This is a genomic window from Synechococcus sp. PCC 7335, from assembly GCF_000155595.1.
In the GTDB taxonomy this organism is placed as follows: domain Bacteria; phylum Cyanobacteriota; class Cyanobacteriia; order Phormidesmidales; family Phormidesmidaceae; genus Phormidesmis.
This window is the reverse complement of sequence record NZ_DS989904.1, coordinates 546,077-564,759: the sequence shown is the minus strand read 5'-3', so window position 1 is coordinate 564,759 and position 18,683 is coordinate 546,077. Positions and strand designations below refer to the sequence as shown.

The window sequence follows — 18,683 nt, the reverse complement described above, 5'->3', positions numbered from 1 at the left end:
GTGCTAACGTACAAATCCCTAATGAATAAAGAACGCCCGCTGTTGCCAGAGCATCCATACGCCACTTAATCCAACGAAGCTGACCGCAGCTACTTGAAACTGCTCTGGACTCATTTTTTCTAGAACCTTGTGCCCTAGCCAATTTGCCGGAAGGGCCGCACAGCCAACTACTAAGCCATAGCCGATAAGCGCAGGTGAGAAGACGCCTAAGACTGAGTAAGCAATAATCTTGATTGTGTGCGTGAGCGTGAATCCGGCTGAGCGAGTAGCAATCATCCGCTCCTTTTCTAATCCATAGTTGAGGTAGGCAGGGTTTAGCAGCGGCCCGGTACTGCCGACTAAGCCAGAAACAATTGCACTGAAAAATCCTAAAGGTAAAAAGTGCCATGCTCTGATGCTGATAGCGGGCATTTGTATACGGTGACTAAGCAAAGAGTGAACCATCATATAGACAAGGGCGATCGCAATAAAAAACTGCAGCCCTTCCGCCCGTATTTTTGTGAAGGCGTAAGCACCCACCAGAGAACCAGCTGTCACACCGGGCAATTGCCAAAGCGTTAGTTTCCAGTCGATATGCTGCCACAACAGAACGCTCCGCTGGACATTGCCTATGATGCTACCAATAGTCAGTACAGGGGCGACTGAAGCAGCTCCCAACAGCAGAGTCACTAATGGAATCAAAATCAGTGAACTGCCACCGCCTACCAACATGCTGGTGAACCAGGCCGTAAAACTGATAGACGAGAGCAGAACTAAGAGTAAGACGTCGGACATTAAGACTAGAAGAAACTAAGTTTGTGAAGGATTGTTAACCGTTTCTTAATAGTAAGCGGTAGTGGTGTGGCATGGCACGGAAGTTAGATTTTCTGAGAACCTGCGTACCCTTACGCCAGAGTTCCTATTCATGACAGCTTTTATGCCAGCGTCTGCAACGGATTTAGAAAAAGTATTTCAGATGGGTATCGCTGCTTATCAAAAGGGCGACTACGAGCAGGCTACTTCTTTGTTTGTTCGACTTACAAAGATGGGAAGTCGGACCTATTACACGAAAGCAAACCTAGGTTTAGTGCGAGTCTACATCGCTCAGAAGCAATGGACTAAAGCTAAAGCACTATGTCAAAGGATTATACAAACAACGTCGATGCCTGCAGCGCGAAAGTGGTCAGAGTTGGCATTGATCAATATTAATCGTCAGATTGATCGCCAGCTGGCCATTCAAATGGCTACGTCAGATGATGCTTCTAAGCCTGAGTGCTCTAGCTGTGAGCTCAAAAGTGGCTTTCAACCGATTGCCTCTGATTCACAAGCTGTCAACTCAAACTCTTCAGCGGTAGAAGGCGCTGTTGGCCCGACTAGTTCTACGAAGATGCCGCCTAGCCCGCTTGATGAAACAATAGAACCCACTGTTTCTTCAGCGACTGTTGTTGAAGCACCTAATGTTGAAGCACCTAACGCCGAAACACCTAATCGAGTTTCGATGTTCCATTATGCCTATCTCAACAACGAAATAATGCAGGAGGTAGACCAGACAGAAGTAACAGGCGAGCTAAATCCTACAAAAGACTGTCTATGGATTTATGCTGGTCGGCTAGATAAAGGGCGATCGCTAGGACGGATTAAGCAATCACAGCTATGGATAGCTCAACTTGGAAGTGCGATCGCTCTCTACTTTCTCCTACGCTTTCTTATTCATAGAGCTGCAGCACTCCTTAATAGCTGTCTATCATTCCTCGACGAGAGACTACCATTCGGCGTCTGGCAGCTGCCTGACCTCTTTGAGGAGATCACTTGGCCTTTGCTCATTGTTTTGTTCGCGATTACGATTGCTTCTCCATGGCTATGGGATCTCTATTTACGTTGCTACGCAGATAGTCAACCGCTATTGGTTAGTCAGCTACGCACTTACTCGCCCGAAGCTGCTCGCCTAATCAGTCAATACTGTCGGCAGCGTCGGTGGAAGCTGCCGCGCTTGTGGAAGCTGCCGACAACTATTCCGCTGATTTTCTCTTACGGTTGGCTACCTCGCAATGCGAGGTTAGTCGTCTCAGACGGATTGCTCTCTACCCTAGAAAAAGATGAGCTTGCCACTTTATTTGCCTACGAGCTATCTCATTGGAAAAGCGGGCACTGGCCGCTACTCACCGTTCACGCTCTGCTACTGCAGATCCTTCATCAGACGTATTGGCAGCTAGCCCTGTGGGGAAACAAACGCGGCCTGTTGCTAAGGTGGGTAGCCGGGACGATTGCCAATGTGAGCTATGCACTCTTTTGGCTAGTGCGTGTGCCAGGGCTATGGTTAGCTAGGGTACGAACTTATTATGGCGATCGCTTTGCTACCGAAATTACTGGTAATCCTAATGGTCTAATTAGAGCACTTACCAAACTCTCTTTTGGTTTAGCTGATGCTATAGAGCAGCAAGGCTATACGCCAAGTTGGATCGAAAGCCTATCTTTACTGATGCCTGTTTGTGCCGATCTCTTTAGGCAGCACCTATATGGTCATCTTCCTCTAGCTGACTTATTTGCCTGGGATACCAAAAACCCATTACGAAACTGGATGGGCTTTTTGAATTCGCAGCCACCGCTAGGCGATCGCCTATGCACACTCACCGCCTATGCCAAACACTGGAAACTCACACCAGAGATCTCGTTCGACAATTCCTATCGCAAACGGCATGCACTATCAAAGCAAGCGTGGAAAAGACTTTTCAAGCAGGGAACGCCATACTGCGGGCTAGTATTAGGGCTAGTCACGGGCATAGTGCTTTGGGGAATTGGCGCGATCGCCTATGCGCTTAAATGGCCGGTACTCGATTGGATGTATCAAGACACTGGTCTTTTCCAATGCTGTTTGCTAATAGGAACTGGAGTAGGCATCCTCCTGCGGATTAATCGTTTCTTCCCAGACTTACCTTCTTCTAGAGAGCTTTCTTCAATAGCCTCTGGCCATTCATCCGCGGGTTGTTCCCTTTCTAGCCATCCCGTATCCAATTGGATATCTCACCCTAAGCTTTTGCCCATAGATAGTCTGCCAGTCAGGCTTACCGGCACTTTGCGAAGTAGGCCCGGCCTGGCTAACTGGCTTGGCCAAGACCTTTGTATACAGACATCTTGCGGCTTAGTCAAACTCCATTTTTTTTCTTCAATCGGACCCTTAGGTAACCTCCTGAACAGACCAAAATCTTTCTGGATGACCAAAGGCGAGTCGGTACAGGTTACAGGCTGGTTTCGCCGAGGTATTCAGCCCTGGGTCGATATTCATCAGATTAGGTTAAGCAATAATAGGATGCTTCAGGCTGCCCATCCAATCTATTCACTTCTCCTTGCCACCACCACTACTGGATTAGGACTGTGGCTTTTACTACAAGGTCATTAGCTACAAAGTAGTGCCACACCCATGCAGAAGCGAAGCTTTTGATAAAGCTGTGTTACCACGGCGTACGTCGATCAGACGACACCAATATAAAGAAATGTTGCGAACACTAGGCAAAGAGTGCTACATTCGTTCGCAAGAGCTTGTTTTGTCTATTGACTAGGTGAGTAAGCGGTCTAGAGATCGCGCACATCTGGTGTTAGGCACGGGTTCTCCTACTCTCAACACAGCAACTAGGCCAGTCGTTTATTTAACGGCTGGCTGTTTATTGTCTACCCACCCAAGTAATCGCGCAGAGTGCAGATAGCTATATATTGCAATTGACCAAACCTGACCTAGATGGAGTTAGCTCTTTAGCTTCTAGCGAAATAAGCATTGAGACTACTTTTATTCTATTTCTGAGAACGAAATGCTCATGAAAATAGAGGCGTTCTGCCGTAAGCCCTTATCTCACCGAGGCTGTAAGTTATCTTGATAAATTGGTTCGGTACCTGACATCGTGATATTTTAATAATGGCTAAGTAAGAAACTAGCTACGTAGCTTACATGCTAGCTCTACTCTTGATCAGGCAACTGTTTGGAAAATCAGCTGTCAAAAAACCAAAGGATGAGCAGCAGAATTTACGCTATGGCTGCATCGAGAACAGGAGCTTGGCTACTTCTGTTGAGTTGTAATTGCATTCTAGATAGAGGCTGGTCTTTTCATATTGCGTTTAGGCGGTTTTTTAGGCTTTCGCAGCAGTCAAAGCGAAGGTTTCTTTAGGAGCTTTGAGCGGTTGACTCAGAGAGATAGCTGCTCTTTTGGAAACAAACAGTGTGATAAAAAGGGTCTCCCATGTTTCTGCTGGCCCCATGTTTGTACTAGCTAAGTGTACTGACGACCCTGCTTTGCGGTGGTTCGACCCTGCTTTGCGGTGGTTGTAAAGCTTATCTATTGAATGAAAGTTTTTTAAAAAGTTAAAAGAGTTAGAGGGTTATACTCACATGTCAGTTCGTTTGTACTTTGGCAACTTGCCACGGAGCCTTGAGCGCGAAGAATTCGAGGCTATTTTCACTGAAGATAGTGACAATCTGGTTTCAGTTAAGCTGATCTCAGATCGTAAGACCGGTAAATGTCGCGGATTCGGCTTTGTGACGGCTAAAGACGATACGACAGCAGATGCGCTTGTTGAGAAGTACAACGGGTTTACTTTGCAAGATGCCACCTTGAAAGTGGAAAAGGCAATGCCACGCACAGAAAAAGAAACCGAAGGTTCTCGCGGTGAGAATAGCCCTCAGCGTCGTCAGAAGAAAAGCGGTGGCAAACGCGGTGGTAACAACGTCGTGGTGGCGGAAAGTCAAACTGCTGATGCTGGCCCTGATCCTCGTTGGGCACAGGACTTAGCTAAGCTCAAAGAAATGCTAGCCGCACAGACAACTGCTTCTTAAGCACCCGCTATAGCTTTAGCAAGTTCATTAGTGGTGGCTTTGATTTGCAGTGCTCTTTAGGCTTGTTCGATAGCCATATAGGCACTGCGAGTCGTTCAGCTTGCTGTTTCTCTTGGTGGGTCACCTGCTGGTGGTTCATCCACGCTGCTGCGCTGCAATAAGGTGAAATAGTACGAGATAGCTGCTATGTAGCTCTTAAGCGACTATATAGCTAACTCTATAGTAAGGAATAGCTGATTTTATAGTAAAGACAGACTGTACGCATGACAGCGCTGTCTTTTCTTCGTAGCAACTTGTTATCTTACTTGTCTTCTCAAGAGATCTGCGATCGCACCAGCGCCTGAGGTAGGTAGAGTAGCTTGCGAGCCTTAGAGACGTATGCACGGCGATTAAAGACGTCGTAATCATTCTCGACGATAACGTCCAAAATTTTTCTGTATAGCATTAAGGCCGTCCACACAGGCCAGCGAGCATCTGGATGTAGACGGCTGATTCCACTTTCTGCCTCTTGATAGTACTTAAGTGCTCTTTGGATCTGAAATCGCATGAGCGCTCGCCATCGATCATCTATCACCCCTTTCAAGAGATCTTCTTGGGTGTAGTCAAATAGTTCTAAATCTTCTAGCGGCAAGTAGATGCGGCCCCTTCTGGCGTCTTCGCCTACGTCTCTAAGAATGTTGGTTAGCTGGTTTGCTATTCCCAACGAAACGGCTTCGGGAATAGGAGGACTTGCTGGATTCGAACACATCCAAGGCGAGGCATTAATCTCAGTATCCATCCCCATTACTACGGTCGACATCAGACCGACTGTGCCTGCTACTCGATAGCAGTAAAGCTTTAGTTCTTCAAAAGTTGTGTAGCGAGAGCGATAGAGATCCATTCTCTGGCCATCGATCATATCTCGAAAAGGCTGAATGTCTAGTTCGTAGCGCTCTAGAGTGTCAACCATAGCGACGTCTAAGTTATCTTTCGCATGGCCAGAGAACAGACTTTCTAACGTAGATTCCCAGTGGTCTAAAGTGCTTTCTGTTGTAAACTTCGCCTGCGGTCCGTCTACCAGTTCATCGGTTCGACGGCACCAAACATAGATCGCCCAGATCGCCCTGCGCTTGGCTTCAGGCATGAGCAACGTTCCCATATAGAACGTCTTGGAGCACTCAGCCGTGATTTGACGACATTGTTCGTAGGACTCTTGGAGCGATACAAACTTAGGCGTAAGGGTCGTTGAAGGATGGGTCAGCTGCAGCATCAATGCCTCAAACTGGAAAATGAACAATAGTCGTTGGACGAGTCAGCCCAAAGCGTCCTGCGATTGCGATCGCCAGCAGGGAATCGTTGTTTCCAAAACGTGGCTAGGCAATGCATAATCTTCTTATTATATGTTTCAAAGCGTTACATTTTGAGGCGAACCTCAATTTCTCTTGTAGCAATGGCGTTTTGAGCTGCAAATAGAGACAAGACACAGTAGCCCTTTGTCCTTTTGGGAATTTGTTAAGTAATCTATTGAATCTATCTACCCACTTTTATTCTCTTTCCTTATAGAATTTCTTCGAGATTTGTTGATGGCTCGATGTTTGCGGCGAGCTATCATAAAAATCTTATCAAGGTGACTAGCTGAATCGTTTTAATACAACTGCGTGAGTGTATTCATGTCAGGCTTGCATACAAAAAATAGAGTGGATTGAAGGGAAATTGATGAGACAGTCTAACGTAGACTTTTTGCAGCAGAGCGACCCAGAACTGGCCGCGATTATTGATAGAGAATTGAACCGTCAGCAGACTCATCTAGAGCTGATTGCTAGTGAGAATTTCACCTCTCCAGCGGTAATGGCAGCTCAGGGCTCTGTGCTGACAAATAAGTACGCTGAAGGACTGCCAAACAAACGTTACTACGGTGGTTGCGAGTTTGTTGATCAAGCGGAGCATCTAGCTATTGAGCGAGTAAAGGCTCTGTTCGGGGCCGCTCATGCAAATGTTCAGCCTCACTCTGGCGCACAAGCGAACTTTGCCGTGTTTTTAGCTCTGCTAGAGCCAGGTGATACGATTCTAGGGATGGATTTGTCTCACGGTGGTCATCTGACGCATGGCTCGCCCGTGAATTACTCGGGTAAATGGTTCAACGTAGTTCAGTACGGCGTGAATCGGGAGAGCGAACAGCTGGATTTTGATGAAATTCGTCAAATAGCCGTAGAACACCAGCCTAAGCTGATCATCTGTGGGTATTCAGCCTATCCTCGGACGATACACTTTGAAAAGTTTAGGGCGATCGCCGATGAAGTTGGTGCGTATCTGATGGCTGATATTGCCCATATTGCTGGGCTAGTCGCAACCGGTCATCATCCCAATCCACTACCTCATTGTGATGTAGTCACCACGACCACTCACAAAACGCTACGTGGACCTCGCGGCGGGTTGATCATGACTCGCGATGCGGACTTAGGTAAAAAGTTCGATAAAGCTGTCTTCCCAGGTAGTCAAGGCGGGCCATTAGAACATGTGATCGCGGCTAAAGCGGTTGCCTTTGGCGAGGCGCTACAGCCCGAGTTTAAGACCTATTGTGGGCAGGTGATCAAAAATGCTCAGACGTTAGCTGCGCAGCTGCAAAAGCGGGGTATCAAGGTGGTTTCTGATGGTACAGACAATCATTTGGTGCTAGTAGATCTTCGTTCTATAGGAATGACCGGCAAGATCGCAGATGCTTTGGTCAGCGAGGTGAATATTACAGCTAACAAAAATACGGTTCCTTTTGATCCAGAGTCTCCATTTGTTACTAGCGGACTGCGTTTAGGTACGCCTGCAATGACGACGCGAGGCATGGGCGAGGTGGAGTTTGAAGAGATTGCCGACATCATTGCTGATAGGCTGCTGAGCCCTGATGATAGCAATGTGGAATCAGACTGCCAGCAGCGAGTAGCGGATTTGTGTGATCGCTTTCCGCTGTATCCTCATCTGCGATCGCCCGAGCCAGCTTTGGTTTAAGTGTTACTAATATCTAGCGATACTGATACCGGCGATACTCAATATCTGAAGTGTTAGTAATTCTAAGCTTGGACATTACTATTTAGTCCAGGCACATATTAGTCCAGGCACAAACTGTCTAATGCAAGCACAATCTACCAAACCGACTTTGGGGAAGATCTAGAAAATTAGAGGCTTTCTTACGGTCGCTCAAAGATCAATACGATGATAAATTGACAGGTGAATTCGCTGATTTTTGTTTTGTTAGATAATGGTGTCGCTAATCGCCCATCCTTTCACCAGCGGCTTTGTTTTAAGCATCTACCCTTGAAAAGTACTTATCTTTGAACTCTGCCCACCCTACCTCCTCCTTCCGATGGGATTCTCGTTTTACCATCTGCTTGCTTTTGTTCTTTCTGCTGTCGTTGTTTTATGCCTAACACCGCTTGTTAGAAAGGCCGGTCTTGCCAGCGGTAGAGTGGATTTGCCTGGGGCTCGAAAAGTCCACAGTCAGCCGATGGTGCGCTTAGGTGGTGTCTCTATTTTTGTCGGCGTTTTGGTGGCATTGCTGTCGGTGTGGGGCGCGGGTGGTTTCCTTGGTAGCGACGGTGAGCCGCTAGTACGCGTTGCTGAATATTCGGTTTGGGGGGTCACATTAGGCGGCCTAGCCTTCTTCTTGATCGGCTTGATTGATGACTTGTTTGGTCTATCACCGATTAGCCGTTTGATTATGCAGTCTGCAGTGGCCTCAGTTGCTTGGTGGGTAGGCGTTGATATTCGCTTTCTGACGATTCCTTTTATTGGGATCACTCAACTGCCAGCTTGGTTGAGTCTGGTAGTTACCATATTCTGGTTGGTTGGTATGGCCAATGCGATTAATTGGATCGATGGCTTGGATGGCTTAGCGGCCGGTGTCTCTGGGATTGCTGCTGTCGTGATGATGGTTGTGAGTCTGTATATGGGGCAGCCTGCAGCGGCATTGATTGCAGCGGCCTTAGCGGGTGGTTCCTTGGCTTTCTTACGCTACAACTTCAATCCGGCTCAGATATTTATGGGCGATGGCGGTGCTTATTTTATTGGCTTTACGTTAGCAGGTGTAGGTGTTATTGGGCTGGTAAAAGGGGTGACGACCGTAGCGGTACTGTTGCCTTCTCTAACGTTAGCAGTGCCAATTTTGGATATGTCTGCTGTGATTTTGCTACGGTTACGGCAGGGACTGTCTCCCTTTGTTGCGGACAAGCGTCATTTGCACCACCGTCTGCTCAATGCTGGATTCTCTCATCGGTTCACAGTGATGTTTATCTATGTGCTGGCGCTGTGGGTGGGTAGTTTGGCAATGGCATTTTCTGGTTTAAGAGCAGGCATTCCCTTTGTATTCGCGTCGACGGCGCTGCTGAGTTATACGGGCTGGAAAGCAGTGCGGTTGGCAAAGTAGCCATTTATGAAAAATTAAATATGGAAAACTAATCGTTTGCTTTAGCTGCCTCTCTTGTTAGGTCCATAGGGAAACGGGTAGGGCTGGCGTAGGTTTCTAGCGCTGTATAGATAAAAAGTTTCCGAGATTTCGCCGCCGCGTTTGGTGGCGATTTGTGTAAGTAGAGTGAGGCTAGAAAAGTAAGGGGCGATCGCCTCTACTTCTTCCCTACGAGAATTCCTGTCTAAACTGACGAACAGGGCGTCCTTGCCTATCCACTGTTCTGGCTCGGACCAGAAGGCGTGTCCTCGCGGATCGCTAGTAAAGCTGCTAACTGGCAAATGAGCGTCTTTTGGCATCGCGAGGGCGAGATAGCCGCTTAGCCAATATTCTGCTGTAAGGACAAAATCAACACTTGTGATCGCTTCTCTAAATTCGTCAGAGCTACTCAATAGTCGGCGTAGCTGCATCGCATCTATGAGTTCTGTAGAGGGGTCATGCTCGATTGAGACAATGCCCCCTAGGAGGGCATACTCACTCGGCTTTTGCAGCGTGCCTAGCGTGATATGAGTCAGCGCAAACATCAGCAATATGCCTATCGTCCAGGCTGAAGTCATCAGCCAGCAGCGTACTTTTGTCTGCGTCCAATTTGAGGCCGCGTAAGCAAGCAAAATTACGAGGCTCCAGAGCCCAGGTGCAGGCCAAGCGGGAAAAGTGTGAGTGGCTCCCCCTATCAGTGTGAATCCGAAAGCAACAGGTAATCCACTCCAGAGGAGAAAGCTGACTTTGCTATTGGTTATCTGCTCTTGGATGGCCAACTTACTAGTGTGAAGGGCTGCCTTACGAAAAGATAACTGGCTAAGTAGCGCTTTTATGATCGCCCACCACAGTGGGAGTGCCATACTAGGGAACACATAGCCAATCTGAGCAAGTACAGTACCCAGCAATAGACTCAACGAATAGCTGTTGCTGCTATCTCCATATTCTAAGAAGCGATCGCCGAGCTGAAACTGAAATGAAATCCAATCGTGACTAGCATTCCAATACAGCAGCGGAAACAGCGTGACCCCAAAAGCTAAGCAGCCGTAGGCTAACCATTTTGATTTAAAGACGGCTCTATGGGGCCGACTAGTCAAGCAGAAACCCACCAAGCTGAGCCCAAGGAGAAAACCGTGATATTTGCTCAGACAAGCTAGTCCAATGGCGATCGCAATGAGCACAATCTTGGCGCTAGGGCAGTAGCTGCCAGGATGATTCGAAGAGTCGTTTGCAAAGAACTCGCAAGCGCAAAGACTAAGCGCCAGGCTCCAGAAAAAAATCAGGGCGTTGTCTGGCGCGGTGAGAATACCGAAGCTAAGAGTAAAAAGCGGAGTAAGCGAGGCAATGACACAGCTAATCAGTCCCACCCGGGCGCCAAACAGCCATTTCCCGGTTGTATAGAGCAACCATAGGCTCGCTGTGAACAGGCCCAGCGCGCCAAGTCTTAGTGTGAACGGTGTGGCAGCACCTGTTATCCAGATACCTAAGCCTGTTGTGATTGCGACTGCAGGCGGGTGATCGAAGTAGCTCCAATCCAGGTTTTGGGTGTAGAGAAAGTAATAGGCTTCATCGAAGCCAACTGGCAAAAAATAGGCGATGATGCTGCGAAAGAGTAGTCCGCCTAGTAGTAGCTGCTCCAGGCGGGTGAGCGGATTAATCCAATGACGTGTACTCACACGCGATATCCTCTCTGCTGACGACACCAACTGTCGCTAGAACAGTTCTATACTGCGGGCTGTGTAGCATGCGGTAGAGGTTCTTCTTTGGGGATGCATTCGCGCGCTTGCTATACATTTGATGTTAGCTGCCTCTAGATCTGCAGATTTTTCGATAGATGCCATGAACGAAAGCGCTGAAATTATTTGTGTGGGAACAGAGCTACTGCTCGGCGATATTCTGAATAGTAATGTTCAGTATTTAGCTCAGCAGCTAGCGAGTCTGGGAATCGCTCATCACTATCAAACGGTAGTAGGCGATAATCCCACCCGGATTAAACAGGCCGTCGCGATCGCCTGTGACCGCGCTCGTTTGATTATTCTGACGGGTGGTCTCGGTCCTACCCCAGACGATCTCACCCTAGCCTCTCTAGCCGAGTTCTTTGACACTCCCTTAGTAGAACGGGCAGAAATTGTTGCTGATCTAGAAAAGAAATTTGCTAAACGTGGTCAGACACTAACTAAAATCAGTCGGCGACAGGCTTTGTTACCACAGGACGCAGAAGTGTTACCTAATCCTGTAGGCTCAGCACCTGGAGTGATCTGGGAACCTAGATCAGGTCTGACGATAATGACATTTCCAGGTGTGCCTTGGGAAATGAAGCCAATGTGGCAAGCGACTGCTGTCCCCTACTTGCGATCTAGTCACTGGGCAGAGGGCGTGATTCATAGCCGGATCTTACGGTTCTGGGGAATTGGCGAATCGGCTTTGGCTCAAAAAGTGGAGCCCTTCTTGGCAATAGATAACCCGACGGTAGCTCCATATGCACTAGGCGGTGAAGTCATTCTACGAATTTCTGCTAGGGCAGAGTCAGTAGTAGCGGCGAACCAATTGATCGATCCAATCGTTACAAAGATTCAAGAGATGACAGGTACACTCTGCTACGGCCAGGATAACGAGACCCTGGCAGATGTAGTAGGCCAGCTCTTGAAGGCGCGCTCTGAGACCTTAAGCGTAGCTGAATCCTGCACTGGAGGAGGCCTAGGTAGCTTGATCACCGCCATTCCAGGTAGCTCTAGCTACTTTTGGGGCGGTGTGATTTCTTATGACAATCAAATAAAGCAGCAACTGCTAGGTGTAGACGAGACGGTATTAGCTCGCTGCGGTGCGGTCAGCCCAGAAGTGGCAGCGGCCATGGCTTTTGGGGTGCGCGATCGCCTAGGTACTGACTGGGCACTAAGCATTACGGGTATCGCTGGTCCGGGCGGCGGTAGTATCGAAAAGCCGGTGGGGTTGGTCTACATCGCTCTAGCCTCTGCCCAGGGAATCAAGACCGAAAAATATTTATTTGGCTCAGAGACGTCGCGCGATCTCATTCGACAGAAGAGTACATCTAGTGCCTTAAACCTCCTGAGGTTGAGCCTGATGCAGCCACCACCGGATTCAACACGCTAGATGAGCGATCTATCTATAGTTTGATTCTGACTTTACTTTGATAGCCCTGGTAAAAAAACAAGGGCTTAAACATTTGATGGTTACTCAGACCAGGTGCAGATGCATAGCATTCACAAGAGAACCTTTCAATATGGCTATAGTGATGTTTTCGAATCACACATCTAAAGAAAAAAGGAAGATTACGTAAATTACGCTGACGGTTTTCTTGATCATTGCTCAGGATTAGTTATCATAAGTACACAGACAAGGACGATCCCGTTATCGTTGGCTAGCCTTTTCCCAGAAAACGGCTTTGCACGGCGGTAGCTTTATTTTTATAGAAGTGGGGCGTGCTGATATCTGTTTTCTCATGCATCTGTGACCTAAGTCGCAGTTGATGGAATTAATAAGAAGATGAGAGGGAGCGATCTAGCTCATGGACTATATCGATCAGGCACTTGACAAGCTCAGAGAATGGGTAGACAAAGTTATAGATGCTTTGTTTGGGCCCCAAGCTCAGCCTGAGCATGAGCCGATTCCGATCCCTGTAGATGATCGCAGACCTAGATGCCGCTAGTTAAGGTAGGGGATCAAAACTAAAGCAATGAGGCGGGAAAGGTAGAACTATTTACTAGTGAAACCTAAGCTACCCAGTCTTTGTCTAATGAAAGGATCCTACAAGCGGTAAAAGCTTTATATTTTCACAGTGCTAGGTGTCAGTGCTCAATATTTTGGTATTGAATGGTCCCAACCTTAATATGTTGGGAAAAAGAGAGCCTAAAATCTATGGCTCTCAGACCTTAGAGGATATCAATTCCGAGCTTGCTCAAGTTGCAGAGATATTAGGTGTAGCGCTAGTTTTTTTTCAATCAAATCATGAAGGTGCCTTGGTGGACGCGGTTCAGGCTGCTCTGAATGTCCAGCAAGGCATTTTGATTAATCCAGGTGCCTACACCCACACTAGTGTGGCAATTCGAGATGCGATCGCTGCTGTTGCTTTACCCACAGTCGAAGTTCACCTGAGTAATATTCACCAGCGCGAAGGGTTCCGTCATCGTTCATACATTGCGCCAGTAGCCATTGGTCAAATTAGCGGGTTTGGCTCAGATAGCTATCGACTGGGGTTGGAAGGATTAGTTAAGTATCTACAAAAAATGAAGCCCGATAAACGTAGTTAGAATAGGCTGGTTTCGTCCTAACTGTTCTAACCCTTAATCTGCTTCATCTTAATAGTAAAGCTTCTATGGTCGCTGCTAGTTTAGTTCAGCCTAAAATCAAGTTCTTGAAGACGCCTACTTCCCAAGCCTGGCTTGATCAAGCACTTGCCGATATGGATACGATTTTACTTGACCATGCCCAATGCGAGCGTAAGGCAGCAGGAACAGCGATTCAGATGATGTCACGCTATCCATCGAGTGTGGAACTAGTGCGGGAGTTGACTGCGATCGCTCAAGAAGAACTTAGTCACTACGATCAGGTTAACAACTGGTTAGAAAAGCGGGGTATTCCTCTGCAGCCGGTATCACCGCCGCCCTATGGCGCGGGTCTCAAGAAGTGCGTTCGTAGACAAGAGCCAGAGCGCATGCTTGATCTATTACTGGTATCAGCCTTGATTGAAGCTCGTAGCCACGAACGACTAGGGCTTCTAGCTGAGCATTGCTCCGATCTGCAGCTAGCGAAGTTTTATCGTTCCTTGATGGCCTCGGAGGCCCGGCACTATGGCAGTTACTGGCTACTGGCAACGACTTACTTTAATCTTGAGCTGGTGAATGAGCGCTTAGCTGAGTTAGCTGAAGCGGAAAGCGAGATTTTGAGTACCCTCTATCCAAAGCCCCGAGTACATAGCTGACGGATACATAGCTGATGGGAGCTGATGAGATAGCGCTAATGGATGTGAAGTTCAAAGATTTCAGGATTCGAGACTGGACGGCGAGTGATCGTGACGAAGCTGCTAACGTTGTGAAGACGGTACTTGAGGAATATGGTCTAGGCTGGGAAGTCAACTGCAGTGGCTGTAGCGATCAAGATGCGGTAGAAGTCGAAAAGTACTATCAGCAGACAGGTGGAGAGTTCTGGGTAGTGGAGCGTGATCGTAAGATCGTCGGCACAGGTGGCTACTATCCGATAGAACAAGATCATACAGCGGTTGAGATTCGCAAAATGTACCTATTACCCAACGCTAGAGGGTATGGTCTTGGTCGTTTCTTGTTATCGCAACTAGAGCAGGCTGCGAACAAAGCAGGGTTTCTAGAAGCTTGGGTCGAAACCGCTACAGCACTGAAAGCAGCCGTTCGACTATACGAAAGAAATGGCTATCAGCCAGAAAGCAAGGTAGATACCGAACGATGTGATAGGGCCTATCGGAAAAGGCTTTCATAGCTCTCTTAGCTATTATTATCCCTGCCTCGGGTAGCAGCAGGTCCAGCTGATGTGAAATTGTATATCCTATGGTGCTTCGTATCTTATGGTAGGAGAGAAATTGCTAGAACAGAGCCAGAACAGAGATAGAGGACTAGCTTCGTGAGTTTGATTGATGCCTCTCCCACCAAGAATTTCTTTGTAGATATGCTCACTAGAGATATAGACCTAAAAGACGCCATCTTGGACCTGTTAGATAACTGTATAGACGGCATTCAGCGGACAACGAGGGGAAGGGAACCGACAGAGAGACCCTATGAGGGCTTTTGGGCAAACATTGAACTGTCTGATACTTCTTTCTTAATCGAGGACAATTGTGGTGGCATTCCGCTAGAAGTAGCCGAGCGCTACGCTTTTCGGATGGGCAAGCCAAAGGGAATTGATGACGATGACGACATCTTTACTATCGGCACCTACGGCATTGGCATGAAGCGGGCTATTTTTAAGATAGGGCGTTCTGCGGAGATATTTTCTCAGACTGATGCAGATGCGTTTAAGGTACTAATTCAGCCAGACTGGCTGATCAGTGACGATAGCTGGGATCTGCCAGTAGAAACAATTGATCGCACTGATGATGAGGCAGGCACCTCAATTGAGGTTTTGGAACTGCGTGACGAGGCGGCTAGACAGCTAGGGTCCAAATCTTTTCAGGACGATTTAGCCAGTGAGATTGAGGGCCTGTACAGCTACATCTTGACCAAGGGGTTTGAGATTTTAGTCAACGGTGAGCAGATTGAGCCGAGATCGATGATGCTGCAATGGGAAGGGCTCAACAAAGTGAAGAATCGGGACAAAGAGGCGATCGCCCCCTACCTCTATGAAGCCACCCGAGAAAATGTTGAGGTCAAGCTAGCCGTTGGACTACGCCGAAAGCTGCCAACCGCCCAGGAAGTCGATCAAGCCTCTGAACGCAAACGGGCAAAAAGAGACGATGCTGGCTGGACAATTGTCTGTAATGATCGCGTGGTTGTCGCCAGCGACAAAACCATTTTGACAGGCTGGGGAGAAACGGGCATTCCTCGCTATCACCCTCAGTTCATTTCCATTGCGGGCATTGTGGAATTTAGAAGTAAGGACGCTAGACAGCTGCCAATCACTACCACAAAGCGAGGGATTGATGCCTCTTCTGAGCTGTATTTGTATGTCAAAGAGCGCATGCGAGAGGGCTTAAGACTGTTTACTTCGCATACCAACAAATGGAAGCAGGTGACCAAGGCTGAGAAAGCGGCTAAGAAAGCAGAGCAGTCTCAGGAGAAGCCTAAAAGAACCCGCACCAAACTAGAAACCCCAGCGGCGATGTTTGATCAGGTGAAGGCTATTGACGAGCGTTCGGCGATAGCTAACACGCCAAAAGTTTGGAAATCAGTGAAGTCCGACCAGTTTGAGGTAGAGCGGCGATACATCCCGAACTTACCCTCACCGCCCGTAGTCGATCAGGCTAAACGGATCAGTTTTTCTAAGCCGCTAGAAGACATTCAAACAGTAGGAGAATTTCTGCTAGGCGACCGGGACTGTTCTCCTTCGGCAGTAGGCGAAGCCTGTTTTCAGACGGTATTGGATCAGGCAACGGCAGAAGAGGTCTGAGCTAGGGCTGTAATTACAGGGCTCATCTCTGCGTCCTGTAAGCTACTAGGTTTGCTCCAAGTGAAAGGAGCTTGTTTAGCAGCTGATATCCACAGCAGCTTTTTTGCCCGGGTCATGGCGACATAGAGTAGGCGAAATTCTTCAGCTCGTTTCAGGTTAGTGGCCTGCTGCCAAGCGTCTTCAATATTAGGAATCGGAGCGGGTTTACGATCTTGGGCGTAGACGCCATGAGTATAGGTACGAAGCTGGGCGCGAGCAACTTCATCGAGCGAGAACTTACCTAGAAATTGCGTCTGTGGTGGAACCCAAGACTCGCCGGGGATATTGCGCTTGTGCAGAAATGGAAGGCAGACAACATCCCAGTCCAACCCTTTAGCTTTATGCATCGTCATAATTGTGAGCCGACCAGGTTGAGCGTACTGTAGTTCAGCGTTCTCAGCTTCAATGGCACGAAAGCTCTCGCTTCCTAGGAGTTCTTGGAGCGCCCCTAGCATGGCCGAAAGTGTGCTGTCTTCAAGGGTCTGTTGAGCTATACGTGCCGCGAGCTTATCAGCGGTAGCCAGTTCGCTTTGGTTGTATTGCAAGGTCAAGCCAAGAAAGGGGATCAGATGATAGGCAGGAAGTTCGAGTCTGGCACGAATCAACGCCGCGCAGTATCGACGGGCTTTCCGGGCTGCGGAATCATCAGGTGGTTCGTCTAGCGGCCCTGGATAGAGAAATTGCTCGGGATTAGTGGCCAGCGAATTGAGATCTTGGGTGGGGATGAGTTGACGTGAAACGAGAACACGAAGAGCCGCCTTAATGTTGTCTGGAGAATGAGGCCGTTCGATGAACTGTAACAGGGTGAGCATCTCTCTAGGGACATGGTTCTGGCGATCGCGCTCCCCCACGTCGTAAAGTTCAATTCCTGTCTCACCAAAGTCGAATCCGAGCCGCTCAGGGTCCTCTAGAATCTCGCGAACGAACTTTCCCTGCCGACTTTCTCGTACTAGTACAGCCATCGTCAGCTCGCTATTCTCCTGATAGATAGCGCTGATCCGCTTGGCTAGCTGCTGAACACTGTTGATGACTGTCTTGGGCCTAACGATCTCAACGCCACCGCCAATCGGAGCGGGATTGGCATCAGGCTGAGGATCGCCAGGACCAACAGGTAGAATTTCCTGACTGCGGAATGGAGCGCTAGGACTGTGGCGGTTAACCCAGCTTAGAACAAAGTTGGCTGCGGCCATGATGCGATCGCAGCTTCGACCTGCCTGCTCAATCGTCGCTAGCTTCCCACCGGATTCCCCTTGAGCACAAGCATCGCAAAACTGATTGAAAAATACAGGATCTGCGGGTGTGAATGTCGAATTGATCGCCTGATTGGGATCGCCTACTCGGACTAGATTTAATGGCCTGGTCGGATCAGCTGCATCCCCTGCTAAAGCTTCTAGTAGCTGCGTTTGTAAAGGCGAAGAGTCTTGAGCCTCGTCTTCAAAGATGGCGAATATCCGGCTTTGCCATAGCTGACGAATATCGGGCTCTGCTAATGTCTTCAGCGCCGCTAGGATCATATCGTCATAATCGATTAGCCCTTGGCTAGAAAGCAGCGTCTGATAGTGCGCGTAGAGCCCTGCTGCAATTACGACGACAGCATAGTCAACAGCATCCTCTTCGAGCCTAACTGTCATCCTCTGAGCAATCTCCATCAGCGCATCTGGCAACAGCCCTGAGCTTTTCGCCTCGTGAATAACGGTGTAGGCTAGTCCCGGCAAGACTTCCGTACGTAGTACGCTCAATCGTCTGAGCCGTTCAGCTTCTTCACCGTCAAAGCTTTGCCCTTCGAGCAGCTGCTGATACATGGAGGGATTTTCCTCTATCCACCGTTCGACAGCCATTCGAATTAGTCGGTGGCTTTGAGTAGGAGAAACTAGGGTAGTACCGTCTGAATCTAGACTAGGAAGGTTGATATTAGAGATTTCAGGGTGTCGGGTGGCAATGTTTAACGCTAGCCCATGCAAGGTATGAACAACGAAGCTATTCTGTGGCAGACGAAGATCCTTGAGGTGTTTGCGGACCTTTGCTTTGAGGCTAGCCGCGGCGGAGCGAGTAAAGGTAACAAGAACGAGCTGCTTACGCGCGTGCAGCTGATGATGAGCGATCGCGATTGCCGCGCCTGCTGCCATACCGGTGGATTTGCCTGATCCGGGCACTGCTGAAACGGCTAGCGGACCGGAGCGCCATTGCGCTAACGCCCTTTGCCCAGGCCGGAGACTGTCCGTCAAAACCCGGATGTGACGGTCTCTTTCTGCTTTTATTTCAGCAGGGTCAGAGGAGTTAGGCAGCGCAACAACCATAGGGCGAGAGGGTACAAATGACTGTCTGGTGACTGTTTGGGTT

The 18,683-nt window shown here is 48.5% G+C and carries 14 protein-coding genes; 10 read left to right on the top strand and 4 right to left on the bottom strand.

Features of this window, described 5'->3' with window-relative positions; all coding sequences use genetic code 11:
- Nucleotides 1–18: 18 nt before the first annotated feature.
- A complete protein-coding gene (locus tag S7335_RS02490) occupies nucleotides 19–774 on the bottom strand; it encodes a sulfite exporter TauE/SafE family protein (RefSeq protein ID WP_038015486.1) in 756 nt (251 codons plus the stop codon).
- A gap of 130 nt (nucleotides 775–904) precedes the next feature.
- On the opposite strand from S7335_RS02490, the gene S7335_RS02485 reads away from it, so the two are divergent.
- Complete coding sequence (locus S7335_RS02485) at nucleotides 905–3,376, top strand: zinc metalloprotease HtpX (RefSeq protein ID WP_006453901.1); 2,472 nt, start codon at nucleotides 905–907, stop codon at nucleotides 3,374–3,376.
- A 981-nt stretch (nucleotides 3,377–4,357) separates the two neighbouring features.
- The gene (locus S7335_RS02480) at nucleotides 4,358–4,801 is read left to right on the top strand and encodes an RNA-binding protein (protein ID WP_006457309.1); all 444 of its coding nucleotides are present in this window, start codon (nucleotides 4,358–4,360) and stop codon (nucleotides 4,799–4,801) included.
- Nucleotides 4,802–5,114: 313 nt separating this feature from the next.
- Here S7335_RS02480 and crtB read toward each other — a convergent pair whose 3' ends face one another.
- Nucleotides 5,115–6,050, bottom strand: coding sequence for a 15-cis-phytoene synthase CrtB (gene crtB / locus S7335_RS02475; protein WP_006456130.1), 936 nt, complete (start codon nucleotides 6,048–6,050; stop codon nucleotides 5,115–5,117).
- Nucleotides 6,051–6,496: 446 nt separating this feature from the next.
- On the opposite strand from crtB, the gene glyA reads away from it, so the two are divergent.
- Entirely contained in the window at nucleotides 6,497–7,780 is a 1,284-nt protein-coding gene (gene glyA / locus S7335_RS02470; protein ID WP_006453540.1) for a serine hydroxymethyltransferase, read from the top strand.
- A 355-nt stretch (nucleotides 7,781–8,135) separates the two neighbouring features.
- Nucleotides 8,136–9,194, top strand: coding sequence for a glycosyltransferase family 4 protein (locus S7335_RS02465; RefSeq protein WP_038015484.1), 1,059 nt, complete (start codon nucleotides 8,136–8,138; stop codon nucleotides 9,192–9,194).
- A gap of 41 nt (nucleotides 9,195–9,235) precedes the next feature.
- Here S7335_RS02465 and S7335_RS02460 read toward each other — a convergent pair whose 3' ends face one another.
- Nucleotides 9,236–10,888 (bottom strand): glycosyltransferase family 39 protein, encoded by a 1,653-nt coding sequence (locus S7335_RS02460; RefSeq protein ID WP_006454169.1) that lies wholly within the window; start codon nucleotides 10,886–10,888, stop codon nucleotides 9,236–9,238.
- A gap of 163 nt (nucleotides 10,889–11,051) precedes the next feature.
- On the opposite strand from S7335_RS02460, the gene S7335_RS02455 reads away from it, so the two are divergent.
- From S7335_RS02455 to S7335_RS02435, 6 genes are all read left to right on the top strand, one after another.
- A complete protein-coding gene (locus tag S7335_RS02455; protein WP_038016840.1) occupies nucleotides 11,052–12,323 on the top strand; it encodes a competence/damage-inducible protein A in 1,272 nt (423 codons plus the stop codon).
- Between the two features lie 415 nt (nucleotides 12,324–12,738).
- Nucleotides 12,739–12,879 carry a hypothetical protein gene (locus S7335_RS28340; RefSeq protein ID WP_006454982.1) on the top strand — a complete coding sequence of 47 codons (141 nt, stop codon included), beginning with the start codon at nucleotides 12,739–12,741 and terminating at the stop codon, nucleotides 12,877–12,879.
- A gap of 142 nt (nucleotides 12,880–13,021) precedes the next feature.
- A complete protein-coding gene (gene aroQ, locus S7335_RS02450; RefSeq protein ID WP_071776950.1) occupies nucleotides 13,022–13,480 on the top strand; it encodes a type II 3-dehydroquinate dehydratase in 459 nt (152 codons plus the stop codon).
- A 65-nt stretch (nucleotides 13,481–13,545) separates the two neighbouring features.
- Nucleotides 13,546–14,151: a tRNA-(ms[2]io[6]A)-hydroxylase gene (locus tag S7335_RS02445; RefSeq protein ID WP_006454977.1), complete on the top strand. Its 606-nt coding sequence runs from the start codon at nucleotides 13,546–13,548 to the stop codon at nucleotides 14,149–14,151.
- A 14-nt stretch (nucleotides 14,152–14,165) separates the two neighbouring features.
- Nucleotides 14,166–14,681 carry a GNAT family N-acetyltransferase gene (locus S7335_RS02440; protein ID WP_006455042.1) on the top strand — a complete coding sequence of 172 codons (516 nt, stop codon included), beginning with the start codon at nucleotides 14,166–14,168 and terminating at the stop codon, nucleotides 14,679–14,681.
- 141 nt (nucleotides 14,682–14,822) lie between these two features.
- Entirely contained in the window at nucleotides 14,823–16,304 is a 1,482-nt protein-coding gene (locus S7335_RS02435; protein ID WP_006454278.1) for an ATP-binding protein, read from the top strand.
- On the opposite strand, the gene S7335_RS02430 is transcribed toward S7335_RS02435, so the two are convergent.
- Entirely contained in the window at nucleotides 16,280–18,640 is a 2,361-nt protein-coding gene (locus tag S7335_RS02430; protein WP_006456599.1) for an ATP-dependent helicase, read from the bottom strand. The genes S7335_RS02435 and S7335_RS02430 overlap by 25 nt on opposite strands.
- Nucleotides 18,641–18,683 lie beyond the last annotated feature (43 nt).

What these genes read in the sequence shown, in the direction of transcription:
- S7335_RS02490 (WP_038015486.1), bottom strand. Translation starts at nt 774, where the DNA reads ATGTCCGACGTCTTACTCTTAGTTCTGCTCTCGTCTATCAGTTTTACG.
- S7335_RS02485 (WP_006453901.1), top strand. Translation starts at nt 905, where the DNA reads ATGACAGCTTTTATGCCAGCGTCTGCAACGGATTTAGAAAAAGTATTT.
- S7335_RS02480 (WP_006457309.1), top strand. Translation starts at nt 4,358, where the DNA reads ATGTCAGTTCGTTTGTACTTTGGCAACTTGCCACGGAGCCTTGAGCGC.
- crtB (WP_006456130.1), bottom strand. Translation starts at nt 6,050, where the DNA reads ATGCTGCAGCTGACCCATCCTTCAACGACCCTTACGCCTAAGTTTGTA.
- glyA (WP_006453540.1), top strand. Translation starts at nt 6,497, where the DNA reads ATGAGACAGTCTAACGTAGACTTTTTGCAGCAGAGCGACCCAGAACTG.
- S7335_RS02465 (WP_038015484.1), top strand. Translation starts at nt 8,136, where the DNA reads ATGGGATTCTCGTTTTACCATCTGCTTGCTTTTGTTCTTTCTGCTGTC.
- S7335_RS02455 (WP_038016840.1), top strand. Translation starts at nt 11,052, where the DNA reads ATGAACGAAAGCGCTGAAATTATTTGTGTGGGAACAGAGCTACTGCTC.
- S7335_RS28340 (WP_006454982.1), top strand. Translation starts at nt 12,739, where the DNA reads ATGGACTATATCGATCAGGCACTTGACAAGCTCAGAGAATGGGTAGAC.
- S7335_RS02445 (WP_006454977.1), top strand. Translation starts at nt 13,546, where the DNA reads ATGGTCGCTGCTAGTTTAGTTCAGCCTAAAATCAAGTTCTTGAAGACG.
- S7335_RS02440 (WP_006455042.1), top strand. Translation starts at nt 14,166, where the DNA reads ATGGGAGCTGATGAGATAGCGCTAATGGATGTGAAGTTCAAAGATTTC.
- S7335_RS02430 (WP_006456599.1), bottom strand. Translation starts at nt 18,640, where the DNA reads ATGGTTGTTGCGCTGCCTAACTCCTCTGACCCTGCTGAAATAAAAGCA.